Origin of the sequence: Brevundimonas sp. TWP2-3-4b1, from assembly GCF_049897665.1 — a bacterium.
In the GTDB taxonomy this organism is placed as follows: Bacteria; Pseudomonadota; Alphaproteobacteria; order Caulobacterales; family Caulobacteraceae; genus Brevundimonas; species Brevundimonas subvibrioides_B.
The window spans coordinates 19,916-35,503 of the sequence record NZ_JAFCWQ010000027.1; the positions used below are offsets into that span (position 1 = coordinate 19,916).

The window sequence follows — 15,588 nt, forward strand, 5'->3', positions numbered from 1 at the left end:
GAACGTCGTTTGCGCCGAAAGGTGGCGCCCGGCCCCATGGCGAGGTTAAATGGGGAATTCTTCTCCTCCCCCACGAGCCGCGCCCGATGATCCTCTCCACGAGTTCCGGCGACTTTCCCATCCCGCCGGACGTCGCCAGTCGCCTTCCCACGGTTCCGCCCGTGCCGGATCCGACGGCTCCGCAATACCGTCAGGCCCGCCGGGTCTTCTCCGACTGGCTCGACGCGGCGCCGGAACACACGATCGATTTCGAGCGCCTGCGCCGCTGGCATCTGGTCCAGAACCAGCTCGCCGCGGCCGCCTGCGCCGAGGGCCGCGCCTTCGTGGTGACCGAGGACGGGCTCGACTAGGACGGCATAAGGTTGAGTGTCGCCGGGTCGCCCGCCTGGGCCGACGACGTCAGCCAGATGTCGAAGGCGCCGGGCTGGACCTTCGGGCGACCGTCGGCGCCGACGTATTCCAGACGTTCGCGGCGCAGGGCGAAAGTCACGGTCCTGGTCTGTCCGGCCGCCAACTCGACCTTTCTGAAGTCGCGCAGGCGGCGGCCGGGCTGGGTCAGGTCGGCGACGCGGTCGCGGATGTAGAGCTGGACCGTCTCCTCGACCGCGTGGTCACCGGCGTTGGTGATGTCCACCGAAACCTCGACTTCGCCATCCCACGCCAGCGTCGCCGCTGCCGGCGTGACCGCTCCGTAGGTCACCGCGCCATAGGTCAGGCCGTGGCCGAACGGATAGAGGGCGGTATTGGTCGTCTCGCGATAGCGGGCCACATACTCCTGCGACGACAGGGCGTTGTTGGCGGGGCGGCCGGTGATCTTGTGATCGTAGCTGTAGGGTTGCTGCCCCGAGCGGTGCGGGAAGCTGACCGGCAGGCGGCCCGACGGCGAGACCAGGCCGAAGACGATGTCGGCGACGGCGTGACCCATCTCCCCGCCCAGGAACCAGGTGACGACGATGGCGCCGGCGTCCTTGATGGGGCCGGACAGTTCCATTGCGCGGCCATTTCTCAGCAGGACGACGACGGGCTTGCCGGTCGCGGCGACGGCCTCGGCCAGGGCGCGCTGGGGCGCCGGGATGTCGATCTCGGTGCGCGACTGGGCCTCGCCCGACATGCGCGCGCTCTCCCCGATGGCCAGAACGACCACGTCCGCCTGGCTCGCCGCCAGCACCGCCGCCGCGATGCCGCCCGGCAGGGCCGTCTCGACGTCGGAGCCCATGACCACGGCGAGGTCGGCTTCGTCGTCCATGGCGGCGCGGAAGCCGGCCTCCAGCGAGATGCGGCGTGTCTCGTCGCCCCAGATGGTCCAGGGGCCGAAGACATTGTCGACGTCGGCGCCGAATGGGCCGATCAGGGCGATCTTCTGGCCGGAGGGTTTCAGCGGCAGCAGGCCGCCCTCGTTCTTCAGCAGGACGATGGACTTCACCCCGGCCTCGCGCGCCAGATCGCGATGCTCGCGCGAGCCGACGACCCGCCGCTCCCGCTCCGGATCGCAGCCGCGATAGGGATCGTCGAACAGGCCGAGCGCCGCCTTGGTCATCAGCACCCGACGCACAGCCTGATCGACCCGTGCCATCGGCACGTCGCCGGAGGCGACCAGGCCGGGGATATGCTCCAGAAACAGGCCCGAGACGATCGAGGCGTCAACCCCGGCCATCAGGGCGATGCGGGCGGCGTCCCGGCCATCGGCGGCGAAGCCGTGGGCGATCAGCTCCTGATCGGCCGTATAGTCGGTGACCACGTATCCGGCGAAGCCCCACTCCTCGCGCAGGATCTGCGTCAGCAGATAGGGATTTCCGCTGGCCGGTACGCCGTTGATGTCGTTGAAAGCCGTCATGACCGACAGGGCGCCCGCGTCGAACGCGGCCTTGAACGGCGGCAGGAAGGTGCCCCGCAACGTCGCGTCCGACATGTCGGTGGTGTTGTAGTCCATCCCGCCCAGCACAGCGGAATAGGCGGCGAAATGCTTGGGCGTGGCCAGAAGGGCGTCGCGATCGGCCAGGCCCTTGTCGCCCTGGAATCCCTTGACGCGGGCAACGGCCAGAACCTCGTTCAGCCAGACGTCCTCGCCCGCGCCCTCGACCACACGACCCCAGCGCTGATCGCGCGCCACATCGACCATGGGGGCACAGGTCTGGTGGATGCCTGACGCCGCGCCCTCTACCGCAGCGGCCCGCGCAGTGCGCATGGCCAGGTCGGGATCGAAGGCGGCCGCTTCGGCCAGCGGCACCGGGAACACCGTCTTCAGCCCGTGGATGATGTCGGCGGCGAACAGCAGGGGGATGCCCAGCCGGGTCTCCTCCACCGCGATCGTCTGGATCCGACGCCCGGCCTCGGCCCCGACGCCGTTGAACAGGCAGCCGACCTGACCGTCGCGGATCATCTGCGTCATACGCGCGGGATCGCCCTGGCCATCCAGCGGATTGACGTTCTGTGGCCGGAACCGGAACGGGTCGGCCAGTACGTTCAGCTGACCCGCCTTCTCCTCGATCGTCATGCGCGCGATCAGGGCATCGACCCGGTCCCGGTCGGCCTCCGACTTGCGCGACGAGATCCGCGGCGCGGCGACGACATTACTCGCGAACATTCCCAATCCCGCCGCCGCCATAGCCAGAAACAATCTACGTGAAGAGGGATAGGCCTGGCGGTTCAACATGGGAATCCCTCTGAGTCCGCCCGTGAGATAGTCGCACGAGGGCGAGGAGTCAGATCACACCCGGTTGCAGGTGCGCTTAACCCGATACGGCGGCGCGGTAGAGAGGTTCCCATCGGAGCGACCATACGGTTGTCGGAAGGAAAATGGCGCACCCGACAGGAAAGGATGTGTCGCACTGAAAGCCTCCGTAAGCCCTTGTATCGTATAGGACTGGCTGCCTTTGTGGAGCGGGTATGTGTCACACCTTTGTGGAGCGCCACCACGCGCCTTGGTCAATCATTCCACCTCGACAAACCGAGCGTTTCCCCAATAGCCCACCGCGCCATCCAAAAGTGTTTCCAGGGTGTAATATTGGTACTCGCTTCCGCGACACCATTCGTATTGTGACCGGCCGAACCTGAGCTTTTGGATGTTCTACAGGGCGTTGGCCTGGGCTGACGCGACGTTCCGGTTTGCGGCAAACATCCCAGCAATGAACCGGATCGTATGGCCTCCGGTACCCTGCACGATGATTTCGACATCCTGTTCCCACACTGCCCGACCCATAACATCCCCATAGCCCCGACGGAGCACAGGGAAGATGCGGGTCTGTTTGGCGACTAGGGCTTGTCGGAGCGTTGCCATTGAGCTGGCTGCACCGGGGTTGCCCCGGAATGCAGCACCCTCTTCCAGCTCTCGGGCGATGTCCGCAAATACGTTTTCACGGCTCCAGATTTCTGCCGGGGTCGTAGGTGGCGTCGTGGGCGTGTCGCGAAGCTGGACCGTCCAAAAAGTGTTCAGGCGGTTGGCGTATGCCCCGGCTCTGTCTGCGACGCTGGCCGTTTCGTAAGCAGCCTTGGCGCGGTCCATAGCGGCTTTGAGCTCGGGGTCGCTGTTGAGAGCCGAAGCAGGAAAGGCTGCGCTGAGGGCAGCGATAGCCTGCGTTGTCGACCCAGATGTTCCTTCGGCGATCAAGCCGTCGACCGCAGTCTGTAGATCGGCGTCCAAAACAGGCTCTGACTCAGTTTTGATGAAGTTGGCCGGTTAACTGGCGTGATGCTCACATCCGGATCAGCGTCATGGCAAAAGCCCTTTTTCCTTCCAGCCTCATCCCAGCAGGCTTCGTCCTAACCGGCGCTTGGTCCGGCGGTGATCGCACCATCATCGACATCCGGAGCGTGGGTCCAAACAGTCGATGCCCAGATTGCGGGACCGCGAGCCGGCGGGTTCACAGCCGCTACAGTCGCCATCTGTTTGATCTGCCCATCGCGGGCAGGTCTGGGATGCTGCAGGCAAGCGTGAGACGATTCCGTTGTGAGTTGTTGACCTGTGTCAGGCGCATTTTCGCCGGGCGGTTCGATGCCTCCGTGCTGACGCCATGGGCGCGACGAACAGCGCGGCTGGAGGGCCTGGTCCATCACCTCGGCCTGGCGCTTGGCGGTCGCCCTGGGGCCAGTTTCGCCAAACGTCTTATGCTGCCCGTCAGCAACGACACCCTGCTTCGCGTGGTCCACCGGCGCGGCTGTCCTCAGGCCCCTCCGCCTACAGTGATCGTGATTGATGACTGGGCCTGGCGGCGCAACCATCGCTATGGAACGATTATCTGCGATCTGGAGCGAAGGCGTCCCATCTGCCTGCTCCCCGACCGCGAAGCGGCCACGGCCCAGGCGTGGCTGAGCGAGCAGCCCCAGATCGCAATCGTCGCGCGCGATCGGGGCGGTGCCTATGGCCTGGCTACAGCCAGGGCGCTCCCCAATGCCGTCCAGGTCGCCGACCGCTGGCATTTGATGGAAAACGCCAGCCACGCCTTTCTTGACGCGGTTCGCAAGTCGATGCGCCAGATCCGAAGCGCCGTTGGCGCCATGACCATCAATCCAGCCCTGTTGAGCGCTGCGGAGCGCCTCCAGTACGAGGGCTACCTCAGGCGCGAAGAAGCCAACGCCGTAGTCTTCGCCCTGGCCAAAGAAGGCATGGCGATCAAGGAGATCGTTCGACGGACCGGCCACAGTCGTAGTCTGGTGCGCCAGATCGTTCGTGGCCAACGCAACGACGTCTTCCGGGTGCGGGAAAGCTCGCTGGAGGGGTATCTGCCATGGCTCGACGCCGAATGGTCGGAAGGGCGGCGCAACGGGGCCGAGCTCTGGCGACGCCTCAGAGCCTGAACGAAAAAGAAGTTGGGTGATTTCAGTTCGTTGTGATTCTGTCGGAGTTGCGAAGCTTCGATGGAGACCACGATGGCCTGGACCGAAACCACCCGCCACCAGTATCGGCGCGCTGGCCTGCGTTATGCAAGCGATCTGACCGACGCGGAGTGGGCGCTGATTGAGCCGTTGATGCCGGCTCCGGCGTCACGCGGTCGGCCGCGTGAAGTCAGGCTGCGCCGGGTGGTGGAGGCGATCCTCTACATGGCCTCGACCGGCTGCCAGTGGCGACAGCTTCCCCGCGAGTTCGCGCCTTGCTCGACCGTTCAAGGCTATTTCTACCGCTGGTCCAGGAACGGGACCTTCGCCCAGATCAACCACGTGCTGGTCATGGCCGCGCGCGAGCGGGCCGGGCGCGAGGCGAGCCCAAGTGCGGGGGTGATCGATAGCCAGTCGGTCAAGACCGTCGAGGCTGGTGGCCCCCGTGGCTATGACGCGGGCAAGAAGATCAAAGGCCGCAAACGCCACATCGTCACTGACACTGAAGGCCATCTGGTGGGTCTGGTGGTCCACCCCGCAGACATCCAGGACCGCGACGGAGCGGTCGCTGTCCTGGCTTCGATACGGGGCCTGTGCCCGTGGTTGCGTCACGTCTTCGCCGACGGCGGCTACGCGGGCGACAAGCTGCGCGACGCCTTGGCCCGGATCGGGGAGTGGACCCTCCAGATCGTCAAGCGATCCGACAAGGCCAAGGCGTTCGTGCTGCTGCCCCGCCGCTGGGTGGTCGAGCGCACCTTCGCCTGGCTCGGTCGCTGCCGCCGGCTGGCCAAGGACTTCGAGGCCACCATCGCCTCCGCCACCGCCTGGGTCTTCGTCGCCCATATCCGCCTGCTCACCCGCAGACTGGCAAGAGCCTGATATCCATCAGAAACATTATGAGTCAGACTCTCAGATCGCAGGGCTTTCGTGGCTCGCTTCGGGTCGTCACTGAGTGGGCGACCCGGCGTCGGCGCGCCGATCAGATCAACGCTGATACTTTGAGCCGCATTCCGTCGGCCCGGACCATAAGCCGACTGATGACGACCTCGCGCGACACGCTCACAAAGGCCGAGACCGTCACCGTCGCTGCTGTCGAGGCCGGCGTGCCGGCGTTGATCGAAGCTCGCGAGATCATCGCCGCCTTCCACCTGATGATCCGCCTGAAGACCAAGGACGACCTATCCAACTGGATCGAGCGCGGCCGGGATAGCCTCGTGGCGTCCTTCGCCAACGGGGTCGATCGGGACATCAACGCCGTTCGCGCCGCCATCACTTCCGGCTGGTCGAACGGCCAGACCGAGGGTCAGATCACCAAGCTCAAACTCGTCAAACGCCAGATGTACGGCCGCGGAAAACTCGATCTTCTTCAGGCCAGGCTGATCGGCTCGACACCATGATCCCGTCACTAAATCTGCGTCAGAGCCCGTTTTGGACGCCGATCCACAAGCCCCAGCAGAACGGCTTCAACGAGAGCTTCAACGGTCGTCTGCGCGACGAGCTGTTGAACGAGACGCTGTTCCGGTCCCTGCCGCACGCCCGTGTCGTGCTCGAAGCCTGGCGGCGCGACTACAACGAAACCCGGCCGCACTCGAAGCTGGGATGGCTGACGCCCGAGGCCTACGCCGAGGCGCTCACCGGACACATCGGCCGGCCTGCTGCGCTGGTTGATGGCTGCGCAGACCGGCCTCTTGCCACCCCTGCCAATCACGGCTCAGATCACCAAGGGACCCTCGTTATGGCTGGATGAGAAACGGGGGTCACGTCACACGCGCGATCATGCCAGGGCCGAGGTGTTCGATCACATCGAGCGCTTCTACAATCCGACCCGCCGCCACTCGACCCTCGGCTATCTCAGCCTGATGGACTTCGACAGGCAGACGGTTGTAGCTTAACCGGGCGTCCACGAAACCGGGTGCAGGCCAGATCGGGCACTCGGAATGTTGAAACGTATTCTCATCATAGGCGCGTTTCTCGGCGGCCTCGCAGCCCTCGTGTTCTATCTTGTAGCCTCGGAAGAAGATCGCCTCGCGCGTCTGACGAGCAGTACGGGCGGCCAAGTGACAGAGGTCATTGTCCAAACGGACGCGGAGAGCGACGACGCCACGACCATCGTGCATTACAACTACGCCGTCGCCGGCCAAGTGCTGGCCGATCAGTCATCAAAGCCGGATGATGTCAGCAGAATCTTCCCAGAAGGGACCCAGGTTACGATCTGCTACGATCCCGCTGAACCGGGAGAGACCGAGGTCTACGCAACCGGGCAAACCTGCCCGCCCCGCTAGCGGCTTTAGAAGCTGAACCCGGAATGCAATGTGCGACCATCCAGGCTGGCGCTGACCAGCCGTTGCTGCCCGTCGCCAATTTCCATCACGCACGCGCCCTGATGGGATGAGCCCGTCCCGAGTCGGGTTATGGATCCTGCGGGCCAGGTGAAGCGAACTTGGTCGTTTTCTCGCTGAACCGCCGGCGCCGCGAAGACAGCAATCTGTCGACGCAGGACGTCGTCTGCCGAACGTTCTTCGGGTGTCGCCAACGCCCGTTCTAGAACGTAGCGACAGTTGAACTCGGCTTTTTGTTGAGGGTCTCGGATGCTGTCGACCCCGCCCTCAGTGCAGCCGACTCCCAAGAGCGCGCCGACCGAGATCACTCCGCCGCGAAGCAACGTCGGAAAATGACTCATCCTGATTTACCCCGGCAACGGAACGAGCAGCAAAAAGCCGTTCAGCGTGAGCAGCGTGCCCACGGCGCCTAAGGCGACCGAGGCATACAGTGTAGGTCGATTCATCGCCAAAATAGCCACGGAGCCCAAGACTAGCCCCAGCTGGAGACAAACCTCTGCAAGGTCAAAGTTATTGTCGCGACGGGACGCCTGTTCGAACTTGGCCTCAAAATCTGCAGCCCTTGCGCTGAGCTGCGCCTTTCCTTCCCCCCGCAGCGGATCACCGAGTGCGGCGGGATCAGGGTCGCTGTCATAGCGGGCGATTGTAGCCAGATGCTCGTCCCGGCGATCCTGAAGTTGACGGCGGACGGCGGAATCTCGCTCGGTCACGAGTGCGATATCGATATCCTCAACGGCCAATTCATAAACCGTCTGGCGAATATTCTTGGCCTGGAAGAAGCCCCAGGTATTGCTGGCTGCGATATTGCTCGAGATCATGTCATCGGTGGCGTTGCCTCCGCCCATGCCTCCGATCGCCAGGACCGCCGCTAAAGTTGCGATCAGAAGGGCGGCTCGGTTGCGGAAGCGATCCGCACTCGCGCCCGGGGATGCCTCTTCAGCCACCTCGGCAATCAGGTCCGCCGCATCGCTTGAATCCATTTTACTCTCACGCCGTCGTTCGGATTGCGGTTGCACCCAGCTTCTCAGACTCGGTATTCCCGACCATGCACGTGGAACTTGAGTCGGGCTAGGCGCTCGCTTACCAACGTTACGAGGGTGCCTCCGGAGACGATTAGAATCCCGGCGGCCGAGGGTAAACAATGCGACGTTGGATATGGACTGCGGCGCTAGCCTTGCTCGCGCCTGTGCTTGGCTCGAGTATGGCGTGGGCGGCAGCGGCGGAGAATTCCGAAGCCGTCTCACGTCCATCGCTTGTCGTCGTCATCGTGATCGACCAGTTCGGAAGTAATCTCTTCAATCAGTACCGGTCTGAATTCACCGGCGGCCTTCACGAGCTCGCCAGTGAAGGCATTGTCTACGCCAACGGATACCAGACGCACGGCATGACCGAGACCTGCCCCGGGCACTCGACGGTGCTTACTGGCGTTCACCCCAATCGCACAGGGATCGCGGGCAACGACTGGATCGACCGGACGTCCGGCGAAGATGTCTATTGTCTCGCCGCACCCGCCAACAGCTTGGCCGATGGGGGGCACGGCGAAAACGGGCCGGTCGGCCCCGATCAGCTCAGAGCCACAGGGCTCGGCGACTGGCTCAAAGCAGCCAATCCACAAAATCGGGTGTTCTCGGTTTCGGGCAAAGACCGAGGCGCGATCAACCTGGCAGGCGCCAGTCCGGATGGCGCATTTTGGTGGTTAGACGGCTTCGGGTTCACCACGTACCTGCGTCCTGGTGAGAATGCGGAAGAAAGACTCTCTCCGGTTCAGGAATTGAATGCCGGGCTTCGCGCACGGATGACAGCCGGACCGACCTTGTGGGAAGTCCCTGCCCCGAACTCCCGGTGCGCCACGCTCGCCGGGGACTGGACCATCGGCGGCGGCGTTTTCCATTCAGCCGTACCCCCGTCCCGCCTGACCGTTGACACGTCCCCCCTCCTTGATGAGCTGACCGTGGAGGCGGCAGTTGCCCTTTTGCAGGAGCAGCGGCTTGGCTTGGGATCCGGCACTGATCTTCTTGGTATCAGCATATCCGGAACCGACCGGATCGGACACCGGTATGGCTCTCAGGGTCCGGAGATGTGCCAGCAGATGCATCGGATGGACGCCGCTCTCGCTCGACTGCTGGATGCCGTAAAGCAGGTGCCCGGAGCGCTCGTGGTTCTCACTGCCGACCATGGGGGATCTGACTTCGTCGAACGCTTGGCTGCCCGCGGCTACCCCGAAGCGCAGCGGGCCGATCCGATGATGATCACGAGGCTCAACACTGAATTGCGCGATCGTTTCGTCTTGGCCGTCGACCCGATGAAGGCCGACGGGTCGAATGTCTATTTGGTGGGAGAAGGCGGCCGCCCGCTCGTTGAGCCCCTCCGGTCGGACGTAGCTGCCGCTGCTGTGGAGCTGCTGAAATCTGAGCCGGGAGTCGTGGACGCTTTTTCGATAGACGAGCTCATCGCACTTCCCATTGCAGCGCGGGATATTCGCCCCGAAGACCTGACTGTTCGCGAACGCATGGGATTGAGCGCAGTCGCTGGGCGGTCTGCGGACGTAATGTTTGTCCTCGAGCCCGGCATGTCGCCCTTCCCTGGCGCGGTCGGCGGGTATCTGGCCGGCCACGGTACACCGTGGGACTACGACCGACGCGTCCCCCTGATTTTCTGGACGGCCGAGATAGCGGGGCACGAACGTCCGCTTCCCGTCCGTACGGTCGATATCGCGCCCACCCTGGCGAATGTCCTGGCGGTGCAAGCCCCCGCCGACCTCGACGGACGCTGTCTGGATCTCACGCCAGTGGCGTCCTCATGCGAAGCCGCACCCTGACCGGCACCGTCAGGTTAACCGCGCCAGGTTGAGAAGCGCTCTACCTCGGGCCCGATCAGGCAACGGCTGCCACCCAAGCGGCATCGGCATCGGCCCGGAAAAGCCGAAGGGTGGGTCTGTTGATCAGATGGCGCTGGATGTTGAAGGTGTCGTAAATCGCCGCGTGGGTGGTGAGGAATCTTTGGGTTGAGGCTTGGGATCTGAACCGCTGTTGCTGGCGTTCTCGTCGTCGGATCGGCAGGTGGGAGTTCTCCGCCCGATTGTTCTCCCGAAGCCGACCCGGCCGGTGCAGGTGCCTCAGATCCAGCTGATCCAGCGCCGCGCCGTAGGAGGTCAGGCCGTCGGTCGTGATCTTCTGCGGCTCGACCGGCTGGTTGTGAAGGAGCCGCCTGAGCAGCTTCAATGCGGCTTGTGTATCCCGTCTGCGCTGGACCACGACGTCGAGGACCTCGCCTTCGTCATCGACAGCCCGCCACAGATACATCCGCTTTCCGCCGATCCAACAGACCATCTCGTCCAGATGCCATCGCGGCGCCGGGGGCCACCGCCGCTTCTTCAGCCGCCGGGCAATCAGCGGTCCAAACTTGATCGTCCAGCAGCGGATCGTCTCATAGCTGACGTGGATCCCGCGCTGCGCCAGGAGTTCCTCGACGTCACGAAAACTGAGGCCAAAGCGGAAGTACAGCCAGACGGCGGATCACATCGGCGGGAAAGCGGTGACGCTTGAACGAAATCGACTTCACGAAACATCATCCCCATCAGCGGCTTACGCCGCCTGCAGTGGAGACGAGTTAGCGTTAGACTGACAGCCCCGGCCTTCGATCCGCCCAGAGCGACGATCCCCGCCCAGAGGCCCCGGCCGCACGTCGCCCTGTCTGCGGACCCGCGAGCGCCAGCGGATCGCACTGGCCGCGCTGACCCCGAACCGCGCCGCCGCCTGACGGCACGACATCCCGTCCTCAATCGCGGCGATCACACGATCCCGCAAATCCACCGAAAGCGCCTTGCTCATTCATGCTGGCCTCCGGCCCCAGCATGAAGGTTGAATCAGAACCTGGACGCCTTGGGAATCCCCCACGATTCAATCAGGTCGCAAAGTGCTCCAGCGGCGGGAAAGCCGTGACACTGGGAAGTCCGTGGGTCCGGGCTGGATGGCTCTCAGCAGGAGGAGCCCGAGGAACATGACCCACTTATCCAGCCAACTGCCCCGGGCTCGGGTTTACGCCCAAAGACCAAGGACCGTTCCCGACCCCTCATAGGGGGTGGGCCCCCTGCCGCCGCCACTTCGGCGCCATCTCGACGACGAGGGTTCCTTGCGGCGAATGCGTCTGCGTTTCGCAAGTTCGCTCGTTTCCCATCTGTCCGGTGACCGGGCTACGGATACTTCGGTCTCCGTAAGCGTTCGTTCGTGGTTCCCCGGCCAGGCCTATCCGGGGGCTAGTAAGAGTAGTTGACCCCCCATGACCCCACGCCGCATCCTCGTCGCCGACGACGACCCCCTCCTGCGCGCCCTGCTCGTCCATCGGCTTGCCGCCGAAGGCTACCACGTGACGACGGTGGAGAACGGCAGTGAGGCGCTGGCGGCGATCGCCGGACAACGACCGGATCTTGTGGTTCTCGACGCCCTTATGCCCGTCATGGACGGGTTTGAGGTCCTGCGCCGCCTCAAGGCCGGCGGGCTGTCGGACACGCCCGTGATCATGTTGACCGCGCTCAAGCGTGAGCAGGACATCGTCGGCGCCCTTCAACTCGGCGCCGCTGACTACCTGGTCAAGCCGTTCATACCGAATGAGCTGAGCCAGCGCGTCAGACGCCTGCTGGAGTCGAGGGACCCCTCGGCCGGAGGCGCCCGTGATCGACGCCCCGCCTGAACCCGTCGCCGCCGTCGTACAGGCGGATCCCCAGCGAATGTACGAGTCCGCTGTCGCCGACCGTCTCGCCGGGCGTCCCGGCGACGCCGTGCCCAAGCTCGAGCAGGTGCTCGCGATACGGTCCGATGACGTCGATGCACGGCTGAACCTAGGTCTGGCGTTGCTGGCCATCGGCCGCCTTGGGGAGGCGGAGGTCGAGTTGCTGGCGGTGACGCGTCAGGCCCCCGACTATACGGACGCCTGGATCGCGCTGACGCGGGTCGATCAACGTCGCGGCGACCTCGAGGCCGCGCGTCGCCGGGCGGCGGAGGCCGCACGCCTTGCGCCCGAAAGCGCCGAGGTTCGCTCGCTTCAGGCCTCGCTGGCGCCCCCGCCGCCATGGCGTGTCGATATCGCGGTCGCGCGGAGCCGCCTGTCGGGCGGCCTCCCGGACTGGACCGAGGCGAGCGTGTCCGCCTCGCGACGACTGGGCGACGGCTGGAGCGCGACCGCGGCGGTCGAGGTCACGGATCGATTCGACAACACCGACGTCTACTTCGCGGGGCGGCTGGACCGAAGAGTCGCCGGCGGTGGGGCCTATGTCGGCCTTGGCGGCGCTCCGGACGCCGACCATCGCCCGGAAATCGCGGTCGTCGCGGGCGGAGAGGCAAGACTGACGGATCGCATCGCCGCCACCCTGGACGCCTCGGTGGCCCGATACCCGACCGGCACGGTGACGGGTCTTCACCCCGGCCTGCGGGCAAGCCTGCCCGGCGATCGGATCGAGCTGTCGGCGCGGTGGGTCAACGTCCGGGACGAAACCGGCATCCACCGCAGCGGCTATGCGGTCTTGGGTCGATGGCGGGCGACCGACCGGGTCGCGTTCCGGGCGGGGCATGCTGACGCGCCGGAGTCTTCGGATGGGGCGACCGTCGATGTGCAAGCCTGGAACCTCGGGGCTGAGGTGACCCTGACCGGGTGCCTGATGCTCCGGGTCGGTCTTCTGTCCGAGGATCGGGCGGCCTACGACCGCAACGAGCTGTCGCTGGCGCTCCGGTGGCGCTTCTGATGAGCGGGCTGCTGCTGATCTGGACGGCGGCGGGCGCGCTGGCGGCCGTCGCGCTGATCTGGATGATCGGCCTGATCGTCGCGCGGGTCTTGCGGGAACGTGGAGAGGCCCGCCGACGGCGCGACTGGCGCATGATCCAGCAGGCCTTTCTCGACATCATGAACAGTTCATGCGTCGCCGTGGGCCGACTTGGCGGCGTGAAGCGGCGCCCCAGGCTGATGGCCGAGGCGTTGCTGGAAGTGATCGCCCTCGTCCGGGGCGGCGGCGAGCGGGACCGGCTGGTCTCGGCGCTGGGGGCCTTCGGGATCGACGACATCTTCCGCCGCTGCTTGTCCCGGGGCTCCGTCGCAGGCCGGATCGCCTCGGCCGAGGTCCTGTCGATCTTTCCGAGCGAACGCACCCGTTCGGCGCTGCGGCAGGCTCTTGGGAAAGCCCGCGCGAGCGAACTTCGCGTCAGCCTCATGCGGTCGTTGACCCAAATCGGAGCCCCGCCGGCCCTGCGCGAGGCGCTGGCCGACCTCAGCGGGCGTCGGGGATCGGACTCCCTGCTCTACCTGCCGTTGATCGGCCAGCTGGTCGCCGACGATCCGATGAGCGCACTGAGGGCCTTTGGGGATCCGCGGGTTGCAGGTGAGGCGCGCGTGGTCCTCGCCGAGGCGCTCGGCGCAAGCGGTAACTACCGGATGCTGCGGCCCTTGTGCGTCGCGGCCCGGGCGCCCGATGTTGAGCTGCGCATCGCCGCCATCCGGGCCCTCGCCGCGCTGGGTCATCCAGCCGCCGAGGCGACCATCCTGGCTGGTTTGCAGGACCGGAGCTGGATCGTGCGCGCGGCGTCGTGCGAGGCGGCCGGCCGCATCGGCCTGCACGCCGCCCTCCCCTGGCTGGAAACCCAGCTCGACGACCCCGTATGGTGGGTCAGGTTCCGGGCCGGCGAAGCCTTGGCGGCGCTGGGCCCGGCCGGCCGAGCCCGACTGCGGGCGATGGTCGCGCTTGGCGGCGACCTCTCCCGCAGAACGGCTTCCATGGTCCTGGCGGAAAGCAGCTTTACGGCGGAAGCGGCATGACCACCACGGGAACCCTGAGCCCGGGGGACCTGGCGGCGATTCTGGCCTTGTTTGTGATCGGCGTGGGCCTGCTGCAGAACCTGGTCTACCTCATGCAGCTGGCCCTCGCCGCGGCCGCCCTCATAGAGAGGCCGCCGACCGCTTCGACCAACCTGCTGTGGCGGCGCTATGCGGATGCGTCGCCGCCGATCGCCGTGCTGGCCCCCGCCTATAACGAGGCGGCGACGATCGCCGAAAGCATCCAGTCGCTTCTGTCGCTGCAATACCCGAGCTTCGAGGTGATTGTGATCAATGACGGGTCCCGGGACGCGACCCTTCAGGTCCTGATCGACGCCTTTGAACTGCGTCCGGTTCAGCGCCACTTTGAACTGGCTATCACGCACCAACCCATCCGCGCGGTCTATGGCGCCGCCCATCAGCCGAGGCTGATCGTCGTGGACAAGGAGAACGGCGGCAAGGCGGACGCGCTCAATGCGGGCATCAACGTCTCACGCGCGCCGATCTTCTGCTCCATGGACGCCGATTCCCTGCTGGAGCCTGACGCCTTGCTGCGCGCGGTGCGGCCGTTCGTCGAGGATCCGGAACGGACGGTCGCTGTCGGCGGCACCGTGCGGGTCGCAAACGGTTGCCGGATCGCCGACGGGCGGGTGCTCGAGGTGGGGCTGCCGCGCAATCTGCTGGCGCTGTTGCAGACGGTCGAATACCTGCGCGCGTTCCTGATGGCGCGCCTGGCCTGGAGCCGGATCAACACCCTAACCATCATCTCCGGCGCATTCGGTCTGTTCCGCCGCTCGAGGGTCGTCGAGGCCGGCGGCTATGCCCACGGCACCGTGGGCGAGGACATGGAACTGGTGGTCAAGCTTCACCGCCTGATGCGCGACAAGCGACTGCCCTACCGCATCGCCTTCGTCCCCGAACCGGTCTGCTGGACTGAGGTCCCCGAAGATTTCCGGGTGCTCGGTCGGCAGAGGGCCCGCTGGCATCGCGGCGCGCTCGAGACGTTCGAGCGGCACTGGGACGTCTTGCTCAAGCCGAGGTACGGCCGGCTGGCCGTGGTCGGCTTCGGCTACATCCTGCTGGTCGATGTCGTGGGGCCGATCGTGGACCTGCTCGGCTATGTGCTGATCCCGCTGTTCTGGGTGTCCGGCGTTCTCGCGGTCGAATACATGCTGGCGTTCATCGCAGTCAGCTTCACCTTCGGCGTCGTGATCTCGGTGGGCGCGCTGGCGCTCGAGGAATCCGAGCTGCGGCGCTTTCCCCGGGCCCGGGACCTGGTGGTCCTGACCCTTATCGCGGTGCTTGAGAATTTCGGGTATCGCCAGATGAACAGCCTGTGGCGGCTACGCGGCATCTGGCAGTATCTGCGGCGCAGCCAGTCGTGGGGAACCATGACGCGCAAAGGCTTTTCACCTTCGGCCAAGCCGTCGAGCGGGAGGGCGGCGTGAGCAGCGACGACACTTCCACCGGAGCCGAACGCGCGAGGATCGAGGCCCTGAGTGTGGATCGGCGTCCAAAACGGGCTCTGACGCAGTTTTGGTGACGGGATCATGGTGTCGAGCCGATCAGCCTGGCCTGTAGGAGATCGAGCTTTCCGCGGCCGTACATCTGGCGTTTGACGAGCTTGAGCTTGGTGATC

12 protein-coding genes and 6 pseudogenes are annotated in these 15,588 nt (G+C 65.4%); 12 read left to right on the plus strand and 6 right to left on the minus strand.

The genetic code is table 11. The features are described from left to right. Positions 1-86: 86 nt before the first annotated feature. Complete coding sequence (locus ACP7A5_RS15795) at positions 87-350, plus strand: hypothetical protein (protein ID WP_426042807.1); 264 nt, start codon at positions 87-89, stop codon at positions 348-350. Here ACP7A5_RS15795 and ACP7A5_RS15800 read toward each other — a convergent pair. Both ACP7A5_RS15800 and ACP7A5_RS15805 read right to left on the minus strand, forming a co-directional pair. Continuing rightward, positions 347-2,584 carry a glycoside hydrolase family 3 N-terminal domain-containing protein gene (locus tag ACP7A5_RS15800; RefSeq protein WP_426042808.1) on the minus strand — a complete coding sequence of 746 codons (2,238 nt, stop codon included), beginning with the start codon at positions 2,582-2,584 and terminating at the stop codon, positions 347-349. The genes ACP7A5_RS15795 and ACP7A5_RS15800 overlap by 4 nt on opposite strands. 483 nt (positions 2,585-3,067) lie before the next feature. Further along, positions 3,068-3,640, minus strand: coding sequence for a hypothetical protein (locus tag ACP7A5_RS15805; protein ID WP_426042809.1), 573 nt, complete (start codon positions 3,638-3,640; stop codon positions 3,068-3,070). 71 nt (positions 3,641-3,711) lie between these two features. Here ACP7A5_RS15805 and ACP7A5_RS15810 point away from each other — a divergent pair. The 6 genes and pseudogenes from ACP7A5_RS15810 to ACP7A5_RS15835 form a co-directional block, all read left to right on the plus strand. Beyond that, positions 3,712-4,788 (plus strand): annotated as a pseudogene (locus ACP7A5_RS15810) (ISL3 family transposase); the annotation flags it as partial. 78 nt (positions 4,789-4,866) lie between these two features. Then, the gene (locus ACP7A5_RS15815; protein ID WP_426042810.1) at positions 4,867-5,691 is read left to right on the plus strand and encodes an IS5 family transposase; all 825 of its coding nucleotides are present in this window, start codon (positions 4,867-4,869) and stop codon (positions 5,689-5,691) included. Between the two features lie 38 nt (positions 5,692-5,729). Beyond that, positions 5,730-6,209, plus strand: a pseudogene (locus ACP7A5_RS15820) (transposase); the annotation flags it as partial. A 47-nt stretch (positions 6,210-6,256) separates the two neighbouring features. Further along, positions 6,257-6,431, plus strand: a pseudogene (locus tag ACP7A5_RS15825) (integrase core domain-containing protein); the annotation flags it as partial. Between the two features lie 147 nt (positions 6,432-6,578). Next, positions 6,579-6,704: pseudogene (locus ACP7A5_RS15830) on the plus strand (IS3 family transposase); the annotation flags it as partial. Between the two features lie 45 nt (positions 6,705-6,749). Next, positions 6,750-7,094: a DUF3592 domain-containing protein gene (locus tag ACP7A5_RS15835; RefSeq protein ID WP_426042811.1), complete on the plus strand. Its 345-nt coding sequence runs from the start codon at positions 6,750-6,752 to the stop codon at positions 7,092-7,094. A gap of 5 nt (positions 7,095-7,099) precedes the next feature. Here ACP7A5_RS15835 and ACP7A5_RS15840 read toward each other — a convergent pair whose 3' ends face one another. Together ACP7A5_RS15840 and ACP7A5_RS15845 are read right to left on the minus strand one after the other, a co-directional pair. After that, positions 7,100-7,492 carry a hypothetical protein gene (locus ACP7A5_RS15840; protein ID WP_426042812.1) on the minus strand — a complete coding sequence of 131 codons (393 nt, stop codon included), beginning with the start codon at positions 7,490-7,492 and terminating at the stop codon, positions 7,100-7,102. 6 nt (positions 7,493-7,498) lie between these two features. Further along, entirely contained in the window at positions 7,499-8,131 is a 633-nt protein-coding gene (locus tag ACP7A5_RS15845; protein WP_426042813.1) for a DUF4337 domain-containing protein, read from the minus strand. Positions 8,132-8,325: 194 nt separating this feature from the next. Between ACP7A5_RS15845 and ACP7A5_RS15850 the strand changes: the two genes are divergently transcribed. Then, positions 8,326-9,969: an alkaline phosphatase family protein gene (locus tag ACP7A5_RS15850; RefSeq protein WP_426042814.1), complete on the plus strand. Its 1,644-nt coding sequence runs from the start codon at positions 8,326-8,328 to the stop codon at positions 9,967-9,969. Positions 9,970-10,024: 55 nt separating this feature from the next. Here the strand turns inward: ACP7A5_RS15850 and ACP7A5_RS15855 are convergent. Beyond that, a pseudogene (locus ACP7A5_RS15855) lies at positions 10,025-10,712 on the minus strand (IS6 family transposase). Positions 10,713-10,786: 74 nt separating this feature from the next. Continuing rightward, positions 10,787-10,981, minus strand: a pseudogene (locus ACP7A5_RS15860) (helix-turn-helix domain-containing protein); the annotation flags it as partial. Between the two features lie 448 nt (positions 10,982-11,429). On the opposite strand from ACP7A5_RS15860, the gene ACP7A5_RS15865 reads away from it, so the two are divergent. From ACP7A5_RS15865 to ACP7A5_RS15880, 4 genes are read left to right on the plus strand one after another with little or no spacing between them, the layout of a single operon-like run. Next, entirely contained in the window at positions 11,430-11,840 is a 411-nt protein-coding gene (locus ACP7A5_RS15865) for a response regulator transcription factor (protein WP_426042815.1), read from the plus strand. Next, positions 11,821-12,888 (plus strand): YaiO family outer membrane beta-barrel protein, encoded by a 1,068-nt coding sequence (locus ACP7A5_RS15870; protein WP_426042816.1) that lies wholly within the window; start codon positions 11,821-11,823, stop codon positions 12,886-12,888. The genes ACP7A5_RS15865 and ACP7A5_RS15870 overlap by 20 nt, the downstream gene beginning before the upstream one ends. Beyond that, the gene (locus ACP7A5_RS15875; RefSeq protein ID WP_426042817.1) at positions 12,888-13,952 is read left to right on the plus strand and encodes a HEAT repeat domain-containing protein; all 1,065 of its coding nucleotides are present in this window, start codon (positions 12,888-12,890) and stop codon (positions 13,950-13,952) included. The genes ACP7A5_RS15870 and ACP7A5_RS15875 overlap by 1 nt, the downstream gene beginning before the upstream one ends. Beyond that, positions 13,949-15,397: a glycosyltransferase gene (locus ACP7A5_RS15880; protein ID WP_426042818.1), complete on the plus strand. Its 1,449-nt coding sequence runs from the start codon at positions 13,949-13,951 to the stop codon at positions 15,395-15,397. The genes ACP7A5_RS15875 and ACP7A5_RS15880 overlap by 4 nt, the downstream gene beginning before the upstream one ends. The last annotated feature ends 191 nt before the right edge of the window (positions 15,398-15,588 follow it).